At 67.2% G+C, this 21,183-nt stretch carries 18 protein-coding genes; 8 read left to right on the top strand and 10 right to left on the bottom strand.

What is annotated here, in order from left to right:
• Positions 1–7: 7 nt before the first annotated feature.
• The 3 genes from HV824_RS24530 to HV824_RS24520 all read right to left on the bottom strand — a co-directional run bounded on the left by HV824_RS24530 (position 8) and on the right by HV824_RS24520 (position 5,619).
• A complete protein-coding gene (locus tag HV824_RS24530; RefSeq protein ID WP_176416124.1) occupies positions 8–1,552 on the bottom strand; it encodes a radical SAM protein in 1,545 nt (514 codons plus the stop codon).
• A gap of 131 nt (positions 1,553–1,683) precedes the next feature.
• Positions 1,684–2,400 (bottom strand): hypothetical protein, encoded by a 717-nt coding sequence (locus HV824_RS24525; protein WP_176416123.1) that lies wholly within the window; start codon positions 2,398–2,400, stop codon positions 1,684–1,686.
• Between the two features lie 36 nt (positions 2,401–2,436).
• Positions 2,437–5,619, bottom strand: coding sequence for a TonB-dependent receptor (locus HV824_RS24520; RefSeq protein ID WP_217917691.1), 3,183 nt, complete (start codon positions 5,617–5,619; stop codon positions 2,437–2,439).
• Positions 5,620–5,853: 234 nt separating this feature from the next.
• Between HV824_RS24520 and HV824_RS24515 the strand changes: the two genes are divergently transcribed.
• The 5 genes from HV824_RS24515 to HV824_RS24495 all read left to right on the top strand — a co-directional run bounded on the left by HV824_RS24515 (position 5,854) and on the right by HV824_RS24495 (position 9,111).
• On the top strand, positions 5,854–6,606 hold the full coding sequence (locus tag HV824_RS24515; RefSeq protein ID WP_176416121.1) for an energy transducer TonB: 753 nt from the start codon (positions 5,854–5,856) through the stop codon (positions 6,604–6,606).
• 77 nt (positions 6,607–6,683) lie between these two features.
• On the top strand, positions 6,684–7,367 hold the full coding sequence (locus HV824_RS24510; RefSeq protein WP_163781013.1) for a MotA/TolQ/ExbB proton channel family protein: 684 nt from the start codon (positions 6,684–6,686) through the stop codon (positions 7,365–7,367).
• A 125-nt stretch (positions 7,368–7,492) separates the two neighbouring features.
• On the top strand, positions 7,493–7,909 hold the full coding sequence (locus tag HV824_RS24505) for a biopolymer transporter ExbD (protein ID WP_140788496.1): 417 nt from the start codon (positions 7,493–7,495) through the stop codon (positions 7,907–7,909).
• Positions 7,909–8,409, top strand: coding sequence for a biopolymer transporter ExbD (locus HV824_RS24500; protein ID WP_176409491.1), 501 nt, complete (start codon positions 7,909–7,911; stop codon positions 8,407–8,409). The genes HV824_RS24505 and HV824_RS24500 overlap by 1 nt, the downstream gene beginning before the upstream one ends.
• A 78-nt stretch (positions 8,410–8,487) precedes the next feature.
• The gene (locus HV824_RS24495; protein ID WP_163781006.1) at positions 8,488–9,111 is read left to right on the top strand and encodes a DUF2378 family protein; all 624 of its coding nucleotides are present in this window, start codon (positions 8,488–8,490) and stop codon (positions 9,109–9,111) included.
• On the opposite strand, the gene HV824_RS24490 is transcribed toward HV824_RS24495, so the two are convergent.
• Positions 9,012–9,686, bottom strand: a complete 675-nt coding sequence (locus HV824_RS24490) for a hypothetical protein (RefSeq protein ID WP_176409492.1) — start codon at positions 9,684–9,686, stop codon at positions 9,012–9,014. The two genes, HV824_RS24495 and HV824_RS24490, sit on opposite strands and share 100 nt — an antisense overlap.
• 197 nt (positions 9,687–9,883) lie before the next feature.
• Between HV824_RS24490 and HV824_RS24485 the strand changes: the two genes are divergently transcribed.
• Complete coding sequence (locus HV824_RS24485; protein ID WP_176424360.1) at positions 9,884–11,527, top strand: YifB family Mg chelatase-like AAA ATPase; 1,644 nt, start codon at positions 9,884–9,886, stop codon at positions 11,525–11,527.
• 23 nt (positions 11,528–11,550) lie between these two features.
• Here the strand turns inward: HV824_RS24485 and HV824_RS24480 are convergent, their stop codons facing one another.
• A complete protein-coding gene (locus tag HV824_RS24480; RefSeq protein WP_176416119.1) occupies positions 11,551–12,927 on the bottom strand; it encodes an NAD(P)/FAD-dependent oxidoreductase in 1,377 nt (458 codons plus the stop codon).
• 292 nt (positions 12,928–13,219) lie between these two features.
• On the opposite strand from HV824_RS24480, the gene recA reads away from it, so the two are divergent.
• A complete protein-coding gene (gene recA, locus HV824_RS24475) occupies positions 13,220–14,251 on the top strand; it encodes a recombinase RecA (RefSeq protein WP_176416118.1) in 1,032 nt (343 codons plus the stop codon).
• Here recA and HV824_RS24470 read toward each other — a convergent pair.
• From HV824_RS24470 to pssA, 4 genes are all read right to left on the bottom strand, one after another.
• Positions 14,248–14,757: a DUF1285 domain-containing protein gene (locus HV824_RS24470; protein WP_176416117.1), complete on the bottom strand. Its 510-nt coding sequence runs from the start codon at positions 14,755–14,757 to the stop codon at positions 14,248–14,250. The genes recA and HV824_RS24470 overlap by 4 nt on opposite strands.
• 57 nt (positions 14,758–14,814) lie before the next feature.
• Positions 14,815–16,350, bottom strand: a complete 1,536-nt coding sequence (locus HV824_RS24465) for a hypothetical protein (RefSeq protein WP_176416116.1) — start codon at positions 16,348–16,350, stop codon at positions 14,815–14,817.
• The gene (locus HV824_RS24460) at positions 16,347–17,612 is read right to left on the bottom strand and encodes a CinA family nicotinamide mononucleotide deamidase-related protein (RefSeq protein ID WP_176416115.1); all 1,266 of its coding nucleotides are present in this window, start codon (positions 17,610–17,612) and stop codon (positions 16,347–16,349) included. The genes HV824_RS24465 and HV824_RS24460 overlap by 4 nt, the downstream gene beginning before the upstream one ends.
• A gap of 111 nt (positions 17,613–17,723) precedes the next feature.
• Positions 17,724–18,590: a CDP-diacylglycerol--serine O-phosphatidyltransferase gene (pssA, locus tag HV824_RS24455; RefSeq protein WP_176416114.1), complete on the bottom strand. Its 867-nt coding sequence runs from the start codon at positions 18,588–18,590 to the stop codon at positions 17,724–17,726.
• Positions 18,591–18,683: 93 nt separating this feature from the next.
• Between pssA and HV824_RS24450 the strand changes: the two genes are divergently transcribed.
• Complete coding sequence (locus tag HV824_RS24450; protein WP_176424359.1) at positions 18,684–19,847, top strand: alpha/beta fold hydrolase; 1,164 nt, start codon at positions 18,684–18,686, stop codon at positions 19,845–19,847.
• Between the two features lie 40 nt (positions 19,848–19,887).
• Here HV824_RS24450 and HV824_RS24445 read toward each other — a convergent pair.
• Positions 19,888–21,183, bottom strand: a 1,296-nt coding sequence (locus HV824_RS24445) for a hypothetical protein (RefSeq protein ID WP_176424358.1), incomplete at its 5' end; no start/stop codon positions are given.

The raw sequence follows: 21,183 nt of genomic DNA, 5'->3' as shown, positions 1-21,183 counted from the left end.
GTCCACGTCAGGCCGCGGACGCCGGGGGCGCTGTCCTTGGCACGGTGGGCCACAGGACAGGGTTGCGCCGGCCGTCCTCCACCCGCCGGGCCAGGTACGGCTCGCAGCCCCGGCCGTCGAAGGCCCGCTTCCACGCCGCGAAGTTGCCGCCGGCCTTCCAGGCATCCATGGCCGCCAGCCCCGCCTCCGGTCCGCACTGGGCCAGCATGTACTCCACCCAGGCCCAGCGCGCGGACGTCGGGCGCACCTCGGCGCGTCCCCGCAGGCCCTTGCGCAGGCGCTCCAGCCGCCCCTCCACTTCGCGAATGCCCGTGAAGGGAGCGCCGTCCATGGGGGTGTTGCGCTTGGCCACGAAGGGCGCCACGCCCAGCGCCACCGGGAGGATGCGCGACAGCTCGCTGGTGAAGCGGATGAGCTCGTCGATGTCCGCGTCCTCTTCGGTCGGCAGACCCACGACGTTGTACACCTTGAGCTGCTTCATCCCCGCCGTGCGAGCGAAGGTCGCGGCCCGGACAATCTGCTCCTCCGAGTGCTTCCGGTCCACCATGTCCCGCAGGCGCTGTGACGGTCCGTCCGCCGCGACCGTGAGGTTGGTGGCCCCACCCCGGCGGAGCTGATCCACCAACTCCTGCGTCAGCCGGTCCGCGCGCAGGGAGGACACCCCCACCTCACGGCCGGACTCCACGAGGGTCCGGAGCAGCTCGACGATGCGCGGATGGTCCGTCACCGCCGCGCCCACCAGCCCTACCCGGCGGACATGCTCCGGAATCAGGGAGAGGATCCGCTCCGGCGGCACCGTGCGCATGCCCCCATTCGTGGTGCGCCGCATGACGCAGTAATGGCAGCCCCGGGAGCACCCCCGCTCCGGCTCGATGAGGAACATCGAGCGCAGCTCGGTGTGCGGGGTCACGATTTGCGACCGGGCAGGGAGACGGGCGTCGGTGGCCTTGGCCACATGGTATCGGGCTCCGCCTCGCCCGGGCACGCGGAAGCCCGGGATACGCGCCAGATGCGCCAGGAGAGCCTCGCGCTCCATGGTCGCCGCAGACTCCACCAGCAGGTGGATCAAATCCTCCGCCTCGCCCTGGACCAGCACGTCCACGAAGGGCTCCAGTGGATCCGGGTTGGAGAACGTCAACGGCCCGCCGCCCACCACGAGCGGATAGCGGCCCTCCTGGCGCTCCTCCGCCAGGAGCGGGATGCCCGTCAGCTCCAACATGGAGAAGAGTCCCGTCAGCTCCAGCTCATAAGCCACGGAGAAGGCCAGCATGTCGAAGTTGGCGACAGGGGCCTGGGACTCCCAGGTGAAGAGGGGCGTCCGCGTGCGCTTGAAGGCATCCACGTCATCCGGGAGGAAGACGCGCTCGGCCGTCGCTCCGGAGTGCTCGTGGATTTCACGGTAGATGGCCTGGTAGCCGAGCGAGCTCATGCCCACGTGGTAGGGGCTGGGGTAGCAGAGCGCCACCCGGTAGGGCGCCGCCTTGTGCAGCGTGCCCTGTTCGTCCGCAAGCAAGCCGCGGACGCGCTCGATGAGTGAGTAACGGCCCTCCATGTGCCTCCAGTACAGGTCCCGCCTTTTAAACACCACGGCCCCGGTCAGCCACTCCCATGTGGGGAGAGACCGCCGGGGCCGAGGTGCGCCACCCAGGTGGGGTGGCGCGGTTCAGCAGACGACTTGTTCCACTACTTGAACGACGGGACCTGGTTCGTCGGCACGCAGCAGCCTTCCAGGTCGGGCTGCGCGAAGATGCCGCAGTAGACGCCCATGACGCACGTCGCGTTGAAGTCCGGGTTCAGACCCGAGCCCGGACCGCAGTTCGTCTCCGCCGTGCCAACCTCGGGGTCACAACCGACCGCGGGCCAGAGGGCGTTGACGACGTACTTCGAAGTGCAGCCGTTGTTCGTGTAGGTCAGCTCGCCCGTCAGTTGGGTGCCCGGAGCCGAAGGCGCCGAGTACACGCGGACATTGGCGTACTGGTACACGATCTCGTTCCCCGAGGAGGCCACCCTGACGCGAGCCGCCGGGAAGCTGGGCGCGCCGCAGAAGTCCTCTGCGTCGCGGTCCGTGGCCAGGTCGCCCAGCGCGGTCTGCTCGCTCTGGTCCGTGCTTTCGTCCGCGGGGCCGCGGCTCGCCAGACCCTGAGGACGGAGCGCGAGCTTCGCGGTGCCGTTCTGCAGGTCGATGTAGCGGTAGACACCCAGCATCTCCGCGGGGGGAGCGGCAGTGTCGCACGCATCTCCAGCGGCATCCCGGCCCGCCTCCACCTGGTCGTACTTCACGGCCCAGTGAGGAGACTCCTGCACGAAGCAGCCGGGGTCAGGCTGCTCGACATTGCAGCCCGCCAGCAGGCTTCCCGTGCCCAGGAGAACCAACGCAGTGTTCACGATGTTCTTGGTCATGTGACTGTTGTTCCGATTCCGTGATGGGGCCTGGGATTAGAACGTGTACCGGATGCCAAAGCGGACCTGACGGGGCGCCTGGTACGAGGTCGGGTTCTTGAAGTTCGGGTTGGTGTCGCCGTCCACGCTGCCGAACGGCTCGTCACGCGGCGCCTCGTCCTGGAACTCCACGCGGCCCGGGAGGTTCTCCAGGTCGGCGGGCGTTCCGCCCGGGATGGGCTTGATGTCGCGCAGGGTGTACGTCTGGTCAACCGTGCTCACGCCCTGGAAGTTGAAGAGGTTGAACACGTCCAGGGTGAACGACACCACGCTGTCCTTGCTGACGCGGTAGTTCACGCCAATGTTGGAGTCGATGGTGTTGATCCACGGCGTACGGCCGCCGGCGCCACGGGGGAGGACGAAGGACTCGTCCGCGCCGTAGGCCCAGTGGTGACCCCAGTAGTTGATCGGCGTACCAGAGTTACCGCGGTAGGAGACACCCACGCTCGCCGACAGGGCGTTCGAGATGTTGAACTCCTTCGCACCGAAGATCTTGATCTGGTGCGTGCGGTCGAACGGCAGCAGACCCGTGCGGTTCTCCAGGAGCTCGATGAGGTCGAAGTCCGAGAGGATGTTCGGGTCGAGCTGGCCCGTCTCAGGACGGAACAGACCGGGGTAGTTACCGTACAGGCGCGACCAGGTGTAGTTGGCCTGGGCGAGCCAGCCGTCGGAGAACGTGCGGTTCAGGTAGACGGTGACGTTGTCGTAGTTACGAACCGGCGTCGGGAACTCACCGGCGAAGCCGCTGCCGGGGTTACCGAGGAAGTACGTGTTGCCGTCGTCGCGGCTCATGTCCTCGATGACCGAGTTCATGTCCTTGTGCGTGTAGCTCGCACCCAGGCGGGTGTTCGCCAGCACTTCGTACTCGCCGCCGACCACGATTTCATCGGACGACTGGGCCTTCAGGTCCGGGTCAACCGGCGTACCGCCCGCGGTGCCGCCCGTGTAGAAGCGGTTCACGTTGCGGCTGCTCTCCGGGATGGCGAGCAGGTTCGCGTCGGTGCGGCACGTGGCCTGCTGGCTCTCGAAGGAGGACGGGTCGCACGAGGTGGCCGTGCCCTGGCCCGGCTCCGCGAGCGAGCGGCGCGCGGAGATGCGGTTTTCACCCGGGAACGCGCGGTCCATCAGGTTGAGCGGAACCTGCTCGTAGTAACGCGCGTAGTTCACGAACAACTTCGCGCGACCGTTGGCGAACGGGTCGATGATGGCGCCGAGGCGCGGCGACCACTGGTTGCCGAGCAGCAGCGAGAGGTCGCCGGTGCCGCCGTAGAGCGCCTGCACGTCGTAGCGGACGCCCAGGTTCAGGGTCACCCGGTTCGCGATGGACCAGGAGTCCTGGAGGAAACCACCGACCGTGGTGCTGGTCGTCTTGGCCACCTGGGTCAGCTGCGTCACCGCCGAGTCAGGACCCGTCTGGTAGCCGTAACGACGGGCATCCGTCATGGCCGGACCCTGACCCGCCGCCCAGGCACCGCTCTCCTGCCAGTACACGCCACCGCCGTACGCCTTCACCTGGTCGAACGACAGCATCTCGACGTCGACGCCGGCCTTGAGCACGTGGGTGCCCAGCGCGTTCAGCAGGTAGGTGGCCTTCGCGTTGGCCTGGTAGCGATCCAGCGTCTGGTCGCTCATGAAGGCAGGGCCGCCCACCGCGTAGCCCGTCACCGGGCAGCGGATGCGCTGCTCTTCCGGCGTGCTGCCGCAGGCACCCTCCTGCCCGGCGGGCAGGGACTCGAACAGGGTCAGCGGGCGCGGGTTGATGTAGACCATCCGCGAGTAGCCGGCCAGACCCGTGGTGTCGCCCAGGTTGCTGCCGTCACCCGGCAGGGTGGACGCGGTCTGGTGGAACCAGCCGAGGTTGGCGTCGACGAGGACCTTCTTGTCCGCGAACGCGCCGGCGTACTTCAAGGCCAGCGACGTGGTGTTCGCGCTCGTCTCCGTGAGACCGAAGTCACCCGGACGGGACGCGAGCACACCCGGCAGACCACCCGAGCGGGGGTCGACGGACAGCTTGCCCAGACCACCCGTCGAAGACGGGGTGCCGTTCAGGGCGAACGACACGTTGTGGTCCTGGTTGATGAGGTACGTCAACTTACCCATGTACTGAATGGTACGGGAGTCGGCGTAGTAGTTCGTCGCGGAGCCGGGGATGGCATCCGCGAGCGTGAAGCCGTTCTCGTCCGTGAGGGTGTTGCCGTCACCATCGACGCGCAGCGCGTTGAGCGTGCGGGTGTGCTGGTAGCGGGTGAACGACGGCGCGAAGCCGGCGAAGAACCACAGCTTGTCCTTGAGGATCGGACCACCGAGGGTGGCGCCGAAGTCGCCCAGGTTCTGCAGCTGGTTCAGGCCGGTGATGACCGTGCCCTCTTCACGAACCTGCTTGCGGGTGCCCTCGAAGGTGCCCGGCGTCCAGTTCGCGAACACGGAGCCGTGGAACTCGTTGGAGCCCGACCGGGTGACCGCGTTGATGACGCCGCCGGTGGACCGGCCGAACTCCGGCATGTAACCGCCGGTGATGATGTTCACGTCCTGCACGAACTCGATGCTCAACGGGCTGGCGTTCACGCCGAAGGCCGGGTCGTTCGTGGACAGACCGTCCACCACGTAGCCGTTCTCAGGCGAGGTCGAGCCGTTGATGGACACACCGTAGTTGTCGTTCTGGGCGCCAGGCGCGAGCTCGGCCAGGGACTCGAAGGAGCGGGTCGCGCCGCCCTTGCCACCCGGACGCGCAACGGCGATGCGCTTGATGAACTCCTGGTCGACGTTCACGCCCATCGTCGTGGAACCCACGTCGATGGTCGGGGGCGCGCCGACGATCTCCACGACCTCACCGAGCGCCTCAGGAAGGAGCTCGACGTTGACGCGGATGGTGCGGTTCAGGCGCAACTGGATGGCTGAACGAGCGTACGGCTTGAACTGCTCCTTCTCGAACCGCAGGGTATAGTCGCCGGGGGGCAACTGGGGAATGCGGTAGTTACCCTGCGCGTCGGTGACAACCGTCTGCTCGCCCTGAAGGTTGGGCGAAGTAGCGGTCACAACGACGTCAGCGGCAGCCTGCCGACTTTGAGCGTCGATCACAGTACCGATGATCACGCTCGACTGGGCGAAAGCCGCGGATCCGTACAGCAGACCTGCGGCGACAACAACTCCGGTTTCCCGGAGCACTCGGTTCAAGTGCATACCAGACCCCTCCAAGGTGGGCTGCAAGTGAAAATGACCCGGGAAAATATCCGAGGTCGAGCAGTTGTCAATAGACCGTTGCTTTTTGGTAACCAGTGGGGCAATTGCCCGATCACGCCACGACCATCGACCTTGCTTGCTTGAACCCGGAACGCGTTTCTGTATGGTAGCGCGCCCTTTCATCTGGGCGGGGCGTCGTCGATGGGTGTCCACTGGTGAAGAGGAGTCTAGTGCATGTTCGATTCAGTCCTTGACCGTGGTCAGGGGCCCAAGTCGCGGTTCGGCGTCGGGGCTACTGTCTCGGTTATCCTCCATGTGGCGCTGTTCGGCCTCTCCATCTGGCTGTCGACTCGGCCGCCGGTCGAGGAGGAGAAGGAGATTGAGGTCACGCTGAAGGCGACCATGGCACCGCCTCCGCCTCCTCCGCCTCCTCCGCCTCCTCCCGCATCTTCGACCAAGCCGAAGACGCAGCAGAAGAAGCCCAAGAAGCCGGACACCATCGTCCAGCCGAAGGAGATTCCGAAGGAGGTTCCCAAGGAAGTGGAGCCCTCCGAAGAGCCTCCCTCCGAAGAAGAGGCGAGCGAAGAAGTCGTCGAGGGCGGCGTGGAAGGTGGCGTGGTCGGCGGCGTCGTCGGTGGCGTGGTCGGTGGTGTGATTGGCGGCGTGGTCGGCGGCCAGTTGGGCGGGACGGGAACCGACGTCCTTCCGTTCGGCGCGGGCATGACGCGTCCGGAGAAACTGTCCGGTCCTCAGCCCGAGTACTCTCGTGAGGCGCTCGAGGCTCGCGTCCAGGGAACGATGATCGTGAAGTGCATCGTCACCGTGGAAGGTCGAGTGGAGAACTGCCGGATCATCAAGCCCCTGCCCCACATGGACCGGGCCGTCCTGGACGCGCTGGCGTCGTCGCGCTACAAGCCGGTCACGTTCCAGGGCCGCCCTGTGCAGGTGGACTACACCTTCACCCTGAACTTCAAGCTGCCGCGCTGAGTCCGGGCGCGTCGTTTAGAGCTAGAGCGGTATCGCCGACTACCCCGCGCTCGTGAGGAGGAGCGCTCAACCCAACCATGCAATTCACTCTCGCAGAAATCTGGGCGCATACGGGCCTCTTCGCCCGTTCGGTCATCTTCACCCTGGGCATCATGTCCATCGCCTCGCTGGTCGTGATGGCGGAGCGCATGATCGTCTTCCGCAAGACGCGGGCTGACAGCCGCAACTTCGCCGCGAAGATGGGTGCCATCCTGGCCAAGGGCGACCTGAACACGGCCGCCAACACCAACCTGGGCAAGGACGTGGGCCACCTGGGCCGGGTCATCAACTCCGGACTGACGGCGTACCGGATCAGCCCGAACAACAAGGACGTGGCGGTGGAGTCGGTGGCGCGCGCGCTGGAGCGTCAGGCGCAGCGTGAGGTCCAGAGCATGAAGCGCGGTCTGGGCCTGCTGGCCACGGTCGGCTCCACGGCGCCGTTCGTCGGTCTGCTCGGCACCACGATGGGTATCGTCAACGCCTTCCAGCTGATGGCGCAGGCGGGCTCCGGCGGTCTCGGCACCATCTCTGCCGGTATCGCCGAGGCACTCATCACGACGGCCTTCGGTCTGCTCGTGGCCATCCCCGCGGTGATGGCGTACAACTTCCTGCAGGGCTGGGTGGACGCGCGCTCGGTGGACATCTCCGAGTCGTCCAACGAGTTCCTGGACGTGGTTGCCCGCCACCTGGGTGGTGGCGCGCAGTCCTCGCACGCCGCCTGAGACGTCCCGGGCGAGCCGGGGACGACCCGATGCCCTTCACGGTGACTCTGTCTCCAGCTCTTCTTCGGGGAGCTGGAGGCCCACCGTGAAGGCGGGCACCTCCTTACCAGGAAACAGGTAAAGACATGGGAATGTCAGCAGGCCCCAAGGGGGGCGTCAAGAGCGACATCAACGTCACGCCGCTGGTCGACGTGGTGCTGGTGCTCCTCATCATCTTCATGGTCGTCACCCCGATGCTCCAACGTGGCAAGTCCGTGGAGCTCCCGAAGGCCACCGAGATCGAGAAGGAAGGAAAAGGGAAGGAAGCCGACCCGCTCATCCTCTCCATCACCCCGGACAAGAAGGTGTTCGTGGAGAATGACCAGGTGGATGAGAAGGGGCTCCAGGAGAAGCTCACCGAGGAGATGTTGAAGGATCCAGGCAAGAAGATCCTGCTCAAGGGCGACAACGCGCTCAGCGTCGGTGACGTGCGCAAGGTGCTGGACGTGGCCCGCAAGTCCAAGGCCAAGCAGATCTCCCTGGGCGTCGAGGAGAAGAAGTAATGGCCGGCCGCAAGCAACGACAGTGGGTCAAGCCCCAGGCGCAGCCGAACTCGGAGATCAACGTCACGCCGTTGGTCGACGTGGTGCTGGTGCTCCTCATCATCTTCATGGTCGTCACGCCGCTCCTCGAGAAGGACATCGTGGTGCGCGTGCCGGACACCGAGGTCGAACAGGAGCCGACGCCTCCCGACCCGGACGACCAGCAGTTGGTGGTCCAGCTCGACAAGGACGGTGGCTACTCCATCAACACGGAGAAGATTGCCCCCGCCGACTACGTGACGCGGCTCAAGCGCATGCTGGCGGCCAAGAAGGCGGACGACAAGGTCGTCTTCTTCATGGCGGATGACGCCACCAACTACGGGCGGCTCATCACCGCGCTGGACGGCGCGAAGGCCGCTGGCGCGAAGGTGTTGGGCATGGCCACGGAGCTGCCGCAGAACGCCATCATCCAGGGCACCTCGGTCGATACGCCGACCCCGCCCCCCGCACCCACGCCCTGAGACTCCTCTTCCGAAGCCTACGCTCCGGGTGGGTACGTGGTTCACATCGAGAAGCTCGTCGGCTAGAGTTCACTCCTCATGGCCGACGAGCTTCTCATTTTCGAGCAGACCATCGAAGCCCTGTTCCTGCGAGCGCTGCACGGGCGTCTGACGCCTGAGTGCAAGGCGCGCCTGCGGCAGGCAGGGCTTGATGTGGACCAGAAGCTCCGGCCGGCCTACGCCTTCGACGCGTGGATGACGTTCCTCCGCATCACCTCGGAGGAGCTCTTTCCCCAACTCCCGCTCGAGCAGGGCACCTGGAAGCTGGGCGAGTCCTATATCGAAGGCTTCCGCGAGACGATGCTGGGCCGCGCCGTGCTCTCATTGCTTCGCGTGCTGGGACCCCGCAGGACGCTGATGCGGGCTACGCAGAACTTCCGGGCTGGCAACAACTACACGGAATCCAAGCTGCGTGAGCTGGGGCCCACCCAGTTCGAACTCTGGATGAACGAGGTAGGCCCCTACCCTGCCTTTACCGCGGGCATCATCCACGCGGGGCTGCGGGTGGCCGGCGCGCAAGACATCGTCATCGAGATGTCCGGCTACGACGGCCACGCCTGCGTCTACCGAATCAACTGGAGCGAGGCTTCGGTCTCTTCCGGCGTGGCGGGCAGCGGAGACTCCAAGGCCGCCAGCAGGTCGGGGTCCATCAGCTCCCTGTAGATGAACTCCGCCAGCAAGCCCGTCACCATCCAGATGGGCAGGATGTAGAGCGAGGTCATCTGCCAGAGAATGGCGCCGGCATCCGCGTAGTACCAGATGCGGTACCCCGTGAGCCGCTCCAGCATGACGCCGGAGAAGCCCTCGAAGAGCAGGATGACCACTCCGTACACGGCGGCGCGCAAGCCCGTGTGCTGGTACAACATCCAGCGGTAGAGCGGCTCGATGAAGCAGAAGCACGCCACGCCGTAGATGACGAACATCCACAGCGAGCACTGCCCGTACGCCGTGGCGATGGGCGTGTCCCAGATGGCGTTGAGCCCCAACCGGTCATCCACGCGCCATTGGAAGCGGAAGAGCGCCTCCAGCAGCGGCACGTGCTGGGCAATCCGCACCAGGTTGTAGAAGAAGATTTCGGCGCTGAGCCCCACCATGCCGTAGAGGCAGAAGCGGAACACGCCGAACGCCACCTTCATCCGTTGGCCACGTTTGATGTCCGCCCTGCGGATGCGAACCTGCCGGCGCTGACGAACGACCCCCGATTCCACTGCAGCCTCTGCCCCCATTGCGTCCCCCAAGGTGGGTGAAACGCTACCGGACTCGTCAGGGCATGGCTAGTCCTGGCTTCACAAATACCACGAGACTGAAACTCCGCCTCCCGAGGCTGAGATGGGCATCCGCTGCCGTGGATTGGCGCGCGCGAGCCGATGCCCGGGGTGGGACTCGGTACGAGCATTGCTGAAGGACTCCGCGCGGCACGGCGAGAGGACGGGACATGCTGGCGAGGGTGCGGTCGGGGGCGTTGATGGGTATCGACGTGGTGGTGGTGGAGTGTGAGGTCGACATGGCGCTCGGCCTCCCCTACTTCAACGTCGTGGGGCAGGCGGAGGGAGCGGTCCGGGAATCGAAAGTCCGCGTCATCTCCGCGCTGAAGAACACGGGCTTCGAGCTTCCCCAGAAGCGAATCACCGTGAATCTGGCGCCCGCGGATTTAAAGAAGGAAGGCGCGGCGTTCGAGCTGCCCATCGCATTGGGCGTCCTGGCCGCCGCGAAGCTGATGGACGAAGCCCCCCTGGGACGGCTTCTCTTCGGGGGCGAGCTGTCCCTGGACGGCACGCTCCGCCCCATCAAAGGGGTGCTTCCGTTGGCGGTGGCGGCGCTCAACGGCGGCTTTGAAGGCGTCATGGTGCCCTGGGCCAACGCGGCCGAGGCGGCGCTCGTCGAAGGACTGCACGTCTTTCCCGTGAAGACCCTGCGGGAGGCGGTGGAGCACCTGACGGGGGTTTGCAGCATCACGCCCTATACGCGGCAGCGTGAGCCCAGGCTCCTGGCACCAACGGGACAAGCGCCTGACATGTCCGATGTGCGCGGACAGGCAGACCTGAAAATCGCCCTCGAAATCGCCGCGGCGGGGGGCCACAACGTCCTGATGTCCGGGCCACCGGGCTCGGGGAAGACGATGCTGGCGCGGCGCCTGCCCGGCATCTTGCCGGAGATGACGTTCACCGAGGCCATGGAGGTGACGAAGGTCTACTCGGTGCTGGGGTTGCTGGGCGAAGACCACGCCTTGATGCGCGAGCGCCCCTTCCGCGCGCCGCACCACACCCTCTCCGACGCGGGGCTGGTGGGAGGTGGCCTCTCGGCGAGGCCCGGCGAACTCTCGTTGGCGCACAATGGCGTGCTCTTCCTCGATGAGCTTCCGGAGTTCCGGAAGAACGTGCTGGAAGTGCTGCGCCAGCCCATGGAGGAAGGCGTCATCCACCTGGCACGCGCCAACCAGAACATCACCTATCCCTGCCGGGTGATGTTGGTGGCCGCGATGAACCCCTGCCCCTGCGGCTACTACAACGTCCCCAACCGCCCCTGCACGTGCGGCGAGCAGCGCGTCTTCGACTACATGACGCGCGTCAGCGGGCCCCTGTTGGACCGCATCGACATCAGCCTGCAGACGCGCCCGGTGGAGTATCACCACATGGCCCGCTCGACGGTCCAGGAGCCCTCGAGCCGCTATTACCGCGAGCGCGCCCAAGTCGCGCGCGAGCGTCAACGCGCCCGCTATCGCGATGAGCCGGGAATCCACTGCAACGCCCAGCTTCCCGCGCACCTGCTGCGCCGGTACTGCGACATGAGCGAACGGGCCGAGCACATGCTGCAGCAGGCGGTGCGGATGTTCGGCCTGTCCGCGCGAGCCCATGACCGCCTCATGAAGCTGGCGCTCACGCGGGCAGACCTCGAGGGACACGAGCGCATCGAGCAGTCCGACATGCAGCTCGCCATCAACTGCCGCATGCTGGACCGACGCGGGGCGATGCAAGGCAAGCTTCACGGCGCCCGCCCTGCCCCTCCGCCAGACGCCGCCGCCTGGCGGAACACCGGCCCCTCCGGCAGGGCCAGCCCGCTGGAGGACCTGGATGGCTGAGGACTGCCGCGCGCGGCAGTGCATCAGTGCGTCGCGGGCTCCGCGTGAGACGCCGTCGTCTGGAAGCGGGGCTCCGGGATGGACGGGGTCTCTCCGCCCACCGGCGAGGCGTGGGTGGACTGGAGCCGATCCAAGCGAGGCGAAGGGCCGGTGATGATGCGCGCCGACTTGCCAAACGTCAGGTACGAGTAGGCCCAGTTGAGCAGCACCGCCAGCCTGCTGCGGAAGCCGATGAGGAAGGTGATGTGGATGAACAGCCAGGCCATCCAGGCACCGAAGCCCGCCTGCTTGAAGCGACGGAAGGCGATGCCCACGGCGTGGCCACGGCCAATCACCGCGTAGGAGCCACGGTCCCAGTAGGAGAAGGGCTCCATCGGCTTGCCCTGCAACTGGCAGCGGATGTTGTGGGCGGCGTGCTTGCCTTCCTGCATGGCCGCGGGAGCAAGGCCTGGCACCGGCTTGCCCTCCGCATCATTGAGTGAGGCCAGGTCGCCAACGACGAAGACTTCATCGTGACCTGGCACGGTCAGCTCGGGCGTCACGAGCACGCGCCCGGCCCGGTCGAGTTCGACGCCCAGCGACCTGGCCACGGGCGATGCCGCCACGCCCGCGGCCCACAACACCGTCCGCGCGGGGATGAACTCCTTGCCAATGAAGACGCCTTGCTCGGTGATGTTGGTGACCCGAGCCCCCGTGCGAACCTCCACCCCCAGCTTCTCGAGCGTGCGGCAGGCCTTCTGTGACAGGTCATCCGGATAGACAGGCAGGACCCTGTCCACACCCTCGATGAGGATGATGCGCGCATCGCGCGGGTCGATGTTCCGGAAGTCCCCTGAAAGCGAATGCCGGCTGATTTCCGCCAACGAGCCCGCGAGCTCTACACCCGTGGGGCCCGCGCCGATGATGACGAAGTTGAGCAGCGAGCGACGAATCTCCGGGTCCGTCTCCCGCTCCGCCAGCTCGAAGGCCACCAGGATCCGCCGGCGAATCTCCACCGCGTCCTCAATGGACTTCAGGCCAGGGGCGAACTGAGCCCAGGCGTCATTGCCGAAGTAGGAGTGCGTGGCTCCCGTGGCGATGACGAGGTAGTCGTACCTCAGCTCTCCATCGGTGAGCAGCACCCGCTTGCCGGCGGTATCCACGCCCGTCACTTCCGCCAGCACCACCGCCACCTGGTGCTGCCCCAGCACCGCGCGGAGCGGCGCCGCAATCTCACTGGGACTCAGCGTCGCCGTGGCCACCTGATAGAGCAGGGGCTGGAACAGGTGATGATTCTGCCGGTCCACCATCGTGACACGCACGGGTGCCTTGTAGAGATGGCGGGCGGCATAGAGGCCGGCAAAACCACCGCCGAGGATGACCACATGGGGCACGTCTTCGCGCTTTGATTTCGGGCTCACGCAGGGAAGTTCATGCCTGCCCAGCTCATCTTCAACGCAAAGCACCATCCGCCATGCCGCCATGCGTGGGCTCCCATACTTGTTTCTCATGCGACTGCCGGAACGGCGCGCGCACACTCCACGCTACCGGACACACAGCCACGCACCTGGACACCTCGACGCTCATCTCTCAGGGGGGAGCGGGCGGCACAGGGGTTGCTTTCCTGTCTGTCCGCTGCGCTGGTGGCGCCATGACGGCGTCCCTGGACGCGGCATCCAACACAGCAAGGGCGGCGAGGGAGTGGCAGACGCGATGAGCAAGCTGGCGGAGAAGCTGAAGGCGGTGGCGGCGGCGGTGGCGAGCATCGAGAAGCAGTTCGGACGAGGCTCGGTGATGACGTTGGGCGGAGAGGCGCGCGAGCAGAAGGTGGCCGTCATCCCCTCCGGCTCGGTGGGAGTGGACCGCGCGCTGGGCGTGGGCGGCTACCCGAGGGGCCGTGTGGTGGAGGTCTTCGGGAACGAGTCCTCGGGCAAGACGACGCTCACCCTGCACGCGATTGCCCAGGTGCAGGCAGCGGGAGGCGTGGCGGCCTTCATCGACGCGGAGCACGCGCTGGACGTGTCCTATGCACGAAAGCTGGGCGTCCGAGTGGAGGAGTTGCTCGTGTCGCAGCCCGACACCGGCGAACAGGCGCTGGAAATCACGGAGCACCTGGTGCGCTCCGGCGCGGTGGACCTCATCGTCGTCGACTCCGTGGCGGCCCTGGTGCCACGGGCCGAAATCGAAGGGGAGATGGGAGACGCGCACATGGGCGTCCAGGCGAGGCTGATGAGTCAGGCGCTGCGCAAGTTGACGGGCGCGGTGAGCCGGTCGGGCACGTGCATCATCTTCATCAACCAGATTCGCATGAAGATTGGCGTGATGTTCGGCAATCCGGAAACCACCACCGGCGGCAATGCGCTGAAGTTCTACGCCTCCGTGCGCATGGAGATTCGCCGCACGGGCAACATCAAGGACGGAGACGCCGTGGTGGGCTCGAAGGCGCGAGTGAAGGTGGTGAAGAACAAGGTCGCCCCGCCCTTCCAGGAAGCCGAGTTCGACCTCATGTATGGCAGCGGCATCCACCGCGTGGGGGAAGTGCTCGACCTCGGAGTGGCCACGGGCCTCATCGAGAAGTCGGGCAGCCACTTCAGCCTGCGGGGAGAGCGCATCGGCCAGGGACGGGAGCGCGCCGCCGAGTGGCTGCGCGAACACCCCGACGTGCTGGAAGCGCTGGGCAAGGAGCTCACGGGGACCTCCGCCCTGCCTTCCCCGACTGCACCGGTGGAGGTCGCGGCCGCCTAGACGGAGGACGCCAACGCGTCCAGGGCGACAGGGACGGCGAGCTTGCGCTGACCGACACTCAGCACGAGCCCGCCGTCGGGCCCCTCCTCCAGGAGCAGCCCGAGCTGGTACTGCGCGTCGCGGGAGAGACGCGCCTGGGCCCGCCCCTGCTTCACGCGGCAGGACAGCACGCCGTCCGCGTCCAGATGCAGGCTGGCGACGTCCAGCGCCTCCGCAGTGCGATCACTCAGGCGCACGGACACCCGCTCGTTGGGAGTGACGTCCACGGTCCGGACCTCGTAGGCGGCGCCTTCCACCTGGATGAAGCACCAGTCGTTGCCAATGCGGAGCTGGTAGCGGCCCGCTTCGTCCAGCACGAGCGAGGCGTTGAAGAGTTCGATGATCTTGGGATGGAGGATGGGCTCGTCGTCGTGCCACCAGCGCATCCTGGCGTCGAGGCGGATGCCGCTGTCCTCACGGGTGTGCCAGCGCTTGCCGGGAGGCGGCTGTCCAGTGGGTGGTTGCATGACGTCTCTCATCTGCGCGTGGAGCGCGAAGGTTTCAAGCCCATGAAACGTGAGGCACTACCAGTTCCGGACAAGTTCCGTGTAGCCGCGGAAGGCCACGGCTCCCCAGAAGTTCACCAGCACGCCAAGCGCCACCGCGGCCAGCACCGCCCGACTCCGCAGGGACCAGCCACCCAATGCGAAGAGCAGGAGCAGGTAGGGCGTGTAGTCGAGGCTGAACCGGAAGCCGAACTGCATGTAACCGGTGTTCTGGTAGAAGAGCCCGGGCAGCGCGCACACCGCCACGGTGAGCCACACCGGCCAATGCAGGCGCGGGCGCGTCTTCGGTACCAACAGGAAGACGAGCAGCGGCAGCGTCAGCAGCAGCGTCAGCCCGTGCGGGTCATATCCCAGCTTCAACGGCGACAAGGACACCGAGGGCAGCTTGAAGAAGGCCGCCTCCAGGTTTCGTGGCAGGTACTCCCAATTGAAGAGCCCCGTGCGGTCGATGTCCACGTTGACGCGGTTGTTGAAGAGGTATGCGTGCCCGAACTCGCTCAGCCGGCCGTAGCGGTAGACGTTGTAGGCGGCCGCGAGCGCCGCCAACGGCGCGGCGCCCAACGTGAAGAGGCCCAGCTTCTTCGCGGCGGGCTTCCAGTTCCGCGCCAGGGCCTTGAGCTGCGCCAGACGAGGTTCCGGCCCGGGACACAGCGCCTCCAGCACGAAGAAGAGCCCCGTGAAGAGCAAGGGCGTCCGCGTGAGCGTCGCCATGGAGAAGAACAGGCCCGCCAGCAGCGGGCGATGCGCCCGGACGGCGTTGCGAACGTAGAGACAGGTGAGCGCCACGCCCATCACCTCGGCGCTGAACCAGACCTCTCCTCGGATGGCGCAGTAGAAGAACAGGGTGCCGAAGGCGAGGATGAGCGCCAGGGCCACGTTCTCGTTGCGGTTGCGCTCCGTCTCCCCTTCCTTCGCCAGGAAGCGCAACAGCGAGAAGAAGAGCGCCACCGCCAACGCACCGACGACGACGCCGAACGAGGTGTCATTGAACTGATAGCCGTGCAGTGCGACGAAGGGCAACATCGCCACCGCGGGGAAGGACGGGAAGCTCACGAACCAGCGGTCCGTTGGGAGCGGGCGCCCGGTGCAACGGACCTTGTCGCCGTTCACCATGCGGACGCAGGCCCAATCCTCCATGTTGGGCAGCACCTGCGGGTCCACGTCCAGCCGCCCCTCCAGCCACGCCTGGGCCTGGTAGACGAAGTGAGGCGCGGCGCTCTGGCGCAGGAAGCGCTGGGAGCTGAAGCTGGCGAGCACCACGAAGGCGACCACGAACAGCGCCACCTCCACGCGGTAGGCGGACAGCCACACGCGCGTGACGTTCAGCGGCAGTCCTCCCGACATGGGGGTACCCGGTGAGGACGCGGGCTCGGGTGACACCGAAGGCGAGGCGGCTTCAGGCTCGGAGGAAGGGACTGGCGCACTGGCGGCCGCGGGCCCCGCATCCTGCTGCGGAGCGACGGGCGCGACAGCGGGCGCTCCTGACGCGACCGGTTCGGAAGCTCCCGGTTCGGAGGAGGACGGACGGGGGCGCTTGGACTTGGAACGGCTCATGGGGTAGCGGACGCGGCGAGCAGGTGCTGCCGCAGCATTTCAAGCGTGTGGGAAGCGGCGAACAGGCGCACGCGATCTCGATCGCCGGTGACAGAGATGCGCTCACAGCGGGTGGGCACGCCAGGCGCCGACAGCGCGCAGTACACAGTGCCGACCGGGTCCTCCCGCGTGCCGCCACCCGGGCCCGCGTATCCCGTCACCGACAAGCCATGGGTCGTGCCGCAAGCAGCGCGCACGCCCTCCGCCATGGCCTCGGCCGTCTCGCGCGAGACAGCCGTGTGTCGTGCGAGCACGCCGGGAGGGACGCCCACCCATGCGGATTTCATCTTCTCCGAATACACCACCGCGCCGCCGATGAAGACCTCGCTGGAACCCGGCACGGCCGTGAGCTGCTGGGCGATGAGGCCACCGGTGCAGCTCTCCGCCACCGCCAGGGTGGCACCCGCCCGACGAAGCGTTTCGAGGACCACCGCGGCGTACGCCTCCGAGTCCACACCGAAGAGCTTCGTGCCCAGCAGCTGACGGCACTCCACCTCCACGGCGGCGAGCGCGGCATCCGCCTCCGCTTGCGAGGGGGCCTCCGCCATCAGCTTCAGGTGGTTTTCGGGTGCATGGGTCCGGAAGCCGAACACGATGCGGGGATGCCGGGGGCCCATGGGCGCGACCGCCAGGTCGAGCTCCGACTCCGGGATGCCCACCGTGCGCAACAGCCGGAAGGCCCGGTAGGTGCGCTCGGGGCGTGCGTCCAGCGTGGCGCGGATCCGCGGCAGCACCTCGCCTTCCAGGAGCGCCTTGAACTCACGGGGCACCCCCGGAAGGAAGAACACCTGGGCGCCTCCCAGCGTCATCAAGACGAGCGGCGCGGAGCCCTCGGGGTTCCTCACGGGCTCGGAGCCTCGAGGGACGCGGGCCATGCGCAGTGCGCTTGGGTTGGGCGACAGGCCTCGCGCGGCGTAGCGCTGGCGCAGCCAGTCGAGGACCTGGGCATCCTCCTCCAGCGGCACCCCCGCGGCCTCCGCGGCGCATTCGAGGGTGAAGTCGTCCGACGTGGGACCCAGTCCTCCCGACACCACCACCACGTCCGCACGCGAAGCGGCTTCCTTCAGCGCCTGGGTGATGTCCGGCCGCACGTCTCCCACCAGGACCACGCGCTCCACCTTAACGCCAAGGTCAAAGAGGCGGGCCTCCAGGTACGTGCTGTTCGTGTCCGTAATGAGGCCGGTGACGAGCTCGTCACCGGTGCACAGCAGCTCGACGCGCATGGGCCGCGCATCCTAGCGGCAGCCGGGCGACTGGGCACGGACCGAAGCGCCCCCCAGCCGCAACGCCCCCTGGTCTGGAAGGGGGCCGGGCGGGAAACAGCGGCCTCCAGGTCAGAGGTACGCGGGCCCGTCGTTGCCCTGGGTGGACTCCGTGTCCTCTTCTTCCTCGTCGTCGATGACCGTGGCCACAGCGACCGCGGCCACCGCGCAGGGGTCCGCCACCTTGCGAGCAACCAGCCGGCTGCGAACCAGCATCGCCGACTCCACCAGCCCCAGCGCGAGGTAGGCGCCGCAGCACGCCACCAGCACCCAGGCCGGGTGCAACTGGGTCGCGATGACCGTGCCGCCCACCACCACGAGCATGAAGGCCAGGGCGCTCTTCCGGTTGGGCCGCGTGTCCTTGAAGGTGCGGTAGCGCACCGTCGACACCATCAGCAGGGAGAGTCCCGCCACCGCCACCGCCATGGGCACCAAGGCGCCGTCGGCCAGGGGCTCCCCCTGCGTCGCCGCGTGGTGGGAGATGATGACGGAGACCAGCATGCCGGCCGCCACGGGGATGGGCAGGCCCACGAAGAAGCTGCCACCACCTCCGTGCGGGTTGCGCGCCGCCAGCACGTTGAAGCGCGCCAGCCGCAATGCGCCACAGGCCGCGAACGAGAACGCGATGAACAGCCCCACGAAGCCCAGGGGCTCAAGCGCCCACTTGTACACCAGGAGGGAGGGCGCCGCCCCGAAGGAGATGACGTCCGCCAGGCTGTCGAGCTGCACGCCGAAGTCGCTCTGCGTCTTCGTCAGCCGGGCCACCCGGCCATCGAAGCCGTCGAAGAACATGGCGAAGAAGATGGCCAGGGCCGCCTGATACAGCTGCACCGGTTCGGCGTCCCCTGTGCACAAGGTGATGGCGTAGAAGCCGCAGAAAATGGACGTGACGGTGAAGAGATTCGGCAGCACGAACATCAGTTTCCGCAACTTCATCATTCCCTCGACTTCCTCTGATGGCCGTGACTTCCCGGCGGCAGGACGGCGGGTGAACCGACCTTAGCAGGGTTTTATTTTTGAGAAGGAGGATGCATGGACGCTTCGCGGTGGGTGGTGTGGGTACTGGTCGCTGGAATCGCCCTCGTTCTTTGGAACGTCCTTTGGGTCGTGGCCGTGCGGCGATGGTACCGACCCAGGGCGGAGTTGCCCCAGGTCCTCCGCGCCCGCTGCGAGGACGGTTGGGAGCTGGTGATTCACGCGCGGCGCGCGACCGTGCGCCGATTCGAGGAGCCCGTGCTGCTGTGCCACGGGCTCGCGGCGAACCGGTTCACCTTCGACTTCGAGCCCCCCTACTCCGTCGCGCACTACCTGACCGAAGCGGGTTTCGATTGCTTCAGCGTCGAGTGGCGCGGCACCGGGCACTCACGCCAGCCGCCTCGAGGCCGGAGGTACACGGACTTCACCATCGACGACCACATCGTCCAGGACGGCCCCGCGCTGTTGGAGCTGGCGTTGAAGGAGACGGGTGCGAAACGCGCCTTCTGGCTCGGCCATTCCCTGGGCGGGCTGGTGGGCTACGGCGTCGGCCAAGGCCCGCACGGGGAGAAGCTTGCGGGGTTGCTCACGCTGGGCGCGCCCGTGCACTTCAAGTCGGAGCCCTTCCTGCGTACCCTCATCTCCATGGGCGTCCGCGCCGCCTGGCCCGCACGCTTCCGGCAGGAGTGGATGAGCGCAAGCCTCGCGCCCTTCCTGGGATACGTCACCCTGCCCCTGTCGGACCTGCTGGTGAACCCCGAGCACATCCCCCCCCGCATCCAGCGGCAGGTCTACGCGAACATGATGTCGTCAATGAGCCGCAAGGTGCTGCTCCAGTTCCAGGACTGGATTGAGCACGACGTGTTCCGCTCCTTCGACCACGCGAAGGACTGGCGCGCCGGCATCGCGCAGCTCCAGCTTCCGCTGCTCGTCATGGGCGGCAGCTCGGACCGGCTGGCCACGCCGGCCAACGTGGAGTCGCAGTTCGCGCTCGCCACCGCGCCCGACCGCACGCTGCACATCTTCGGCACGGACCACGGTGACAAGATGGACTACGGACATGGGGACCTCATCTTCGGCACCGGCGCGCCGTCGGAGGTCTACCCTGTCATCCGCGAGTGGCTGGAGCGACATGCCTCCGCCCTGCCCGCCGCCATCACCGACCCAGCCCCCGAACAGGTGGAAGAGGCGCCTCGCTCGCCGGAGCGCTCCGTCCCCTGAGCAGCCATCAGGCGGGAGCAACGCCTGTTGCCGTGCCACTTCACTTCGGACTGGCGTGGACACACCGCGCCGACAGGCCTCGCGTGTCCTCGGAGCGGAATTCCTTCAAGTGCACCTGCGTGGTGCCCTCGCACTCCGCATGGATGAACCCCGACTCCAGGCCACTCGCGGAGAGGGATTCCACGCGCAGTTCGCCGTTTCCCAGAGCGCCCAGCGCCGTCGCCGCCCCTTGAATGTCCACGTTGGCGGCGTTCATGCGCGCCAGGGTGTCCGTCAGCAGGCCCACGTACCCGCAGGTCTCCAGCTTCGCGCCCCGCAGTGACACGCGGGCATTCTGAGCCGCGAGGACACACGCGCCCTGCGCATCGCGCACCACGACGCCCTCCACGTCCGCTTCGACCTGACGCAGGTGCAGGCCATCCCCGGTGACACCGTCGGCCGTGTGCACCCGGCGGATGTCCACGTCGCGGAGCCGCAGCTTCCCGCGCAGCGCCATCACCCCGTACTCGGCGGCGCCGTCCACCCGAACGCCCTGGACGTCCAGGTCCCCGCCCGAGAACTGAAGCCCTCCATAGGCGCCGCTGTCCCGAATCACGATGTCTCGAAGCCGGGCGCGCGACACCAACAGTCCCATTCCAGCCCGAGTGGCCCGCACCGACGTGAAGCGGTGCACATCAAGCCTGCGTGCTCGCATGGAGGACACGCCGTACTCGTGCCCCATCACGGAGACCTCATCCAGGATGAGGGTGCCGTCCATCACCGAGAAGGCCGCCGCCTGCCCACCTTCCGCGGTGGAGCGCCGCACCTCGGCGTACGCGCCATCCACGCCCACTGCTGTCGCGGCACCCGTGAACTGGAGGGCCTCCAACGTGGCCCGCACGTCCGCGCCGCGCAGCCGCACGGCACGACGGTAGGGGCCGGTGAAGGTGCTCGCGCGGATGTGGGCCTCTACGGTGACTCCGGACTGCCTCGGGCCTCCCTGCCGCGCTCCAGCGCCCGTGCCAGCTTCGCTGTCGTGGTGGGCGCGCTCGGCGCCGTCCGTGTTCGACAGCACCTCGGGCGTGAACGAGGCGTCTCGCGGTGACGATGGCTCGCCACCCTCCGGAGACGGGGCGCGCCCACTTTCGAGCAGCACCCCCACCGTGGTCGCAGGCGCCGCCTCAAACCGACTGTCCTCCACGTCCAGCCGCCCCGCCGCCACACGCACCGCTCCCGTCACCTGCCCGCTGAAGCCCACCCGCCTCAGCCGGACACGACCGCCGTCCGTGAGCTCCAGCCCCCAAAGCCCACCCTGGACGACCAGGTCCGACAAATACGCATCTTTGCTCACCCGAAG

Source organism: Myxococcus sp. AM009 (genome assembly GCF_013372605.1).
Lineage (GTDB): Bacteria > Myxococcota > Myxococcia > Myxococcales > Myxococcaceae > Myxococcus > Myxococcus vastator.
This window is presented reverse-complemented; position numbering and strand designations above follow the sequence as displayed.

Excerpts from the sequence above, each read along its gene's own strand:
- HV824_RS24465 (WP_176416116.1), bottom strand. The coding sequence starts at position 16,350 with ATGAGCCGTTCCAAGTCCAAGCGCCCCCGTCCGTCCTCCTCCGAACCG.
- HV824_RS24530 (WP_176416124.1), bottom strand. The coding sequence starts at position 1,552 with ATGGAGGGCCGTTACTCACTCATCGAGCGCGTCCGCGGCTTGCTTGCG.
- pssA (WP_176416114.1), bottom strand. The coding sequence starts at position 18,590 with ATGATGAAGTTGCGGAAACTGATGTTCGTGCTGCCGAATCTCTTCACC.
- HV824_RS24515 (WP_176416121.1), top strand. The coding sequence starts at position 5,854 with ATGTTCGATTCAGTCCTTGACCGTGGTCAGGGGCCCAAGTCGCGGTTC.
- HV824_RS24495 (WP_163781006.1), top strand. The coding sequence starts at position 8,488 with ATGGCCGACGAGCTTCTCATTTTCGAGCAGACCATCGAAGCCCTGTTC.
- HV824_RS24525 (WP_176416123.1), bottom strand. The coding sequence starts at position 2,400 with ATGACCAAGAACATCGTGAACACTGCGTTGGTTCTCCTGGGCACGGGA.
- recA (WP_176416118.1), top strand. The coding sequence starts at position 13,220 with ATGAGCAAGCTGGCGGAGAAGCTGAAGGCGGTGGCGGCGGCGGTGGCG.
- HV824_RS24460 (WP_176416115.1), bottom strand. The coding sequence starts at position 17,612 with ATGCGCGTCGAGCTGCTGTGCACCGGTGACGAGCTCGTCACCGGCCTC.
- HV824_RS24505 (WP_140788496.1), top strand. The coding sequence starts at position 7,493 with ATGGGAATGTCAGCAGGCCCCAAGGGGGGCGTCAAGAGCGACATCAAC.
- HV824_RS24520 (WP_217917691.1), bottom strand. The coding sequence starts at position 5,619 with ATGCACTTGAACCGAGTGCTCCGGGAAACCGGAGTTGTTGTCGCCGCA.
- HV824_RS24450 (WP_176424359.1), top strand. The coding sequence starts at position 18,684 with ATGGACGCTTCGCGGTGGGTGGTGTGGGTACTGGTCGCTGGAATCGCC.
- HV824_RS24470 (WP_176416117.1), bottom strand. The coding sequence starts at position 14,757 with ATGCAACCACCCACTGGACAGCCGCCTCCCGGCAAGCGCTGGCACACC.
- HV824_RS24485 (WP_176424360.1), top strand. The coding sequence starts at position 9,884 with ATGCTGGCGAGGGTGCGGTCGGGGGCGTTGATGGGTATCGACGTGGTG.
- HV824_RS24510 (WP_163781013.1), top strand. The coding sequence starts at position 6,684 with ATGCAATTCACTCTCGCAGAAATCTGGGCGCATACGGGCCTCTTCGCC.
- HV824_RS24500 (WP_176409491.1), top strand. The coding sequence starts at position 7,909 with ATGGCCGGCCGCAAGCAACGACAGTGGGTCAAGCCCCAGGCGCAGCCG.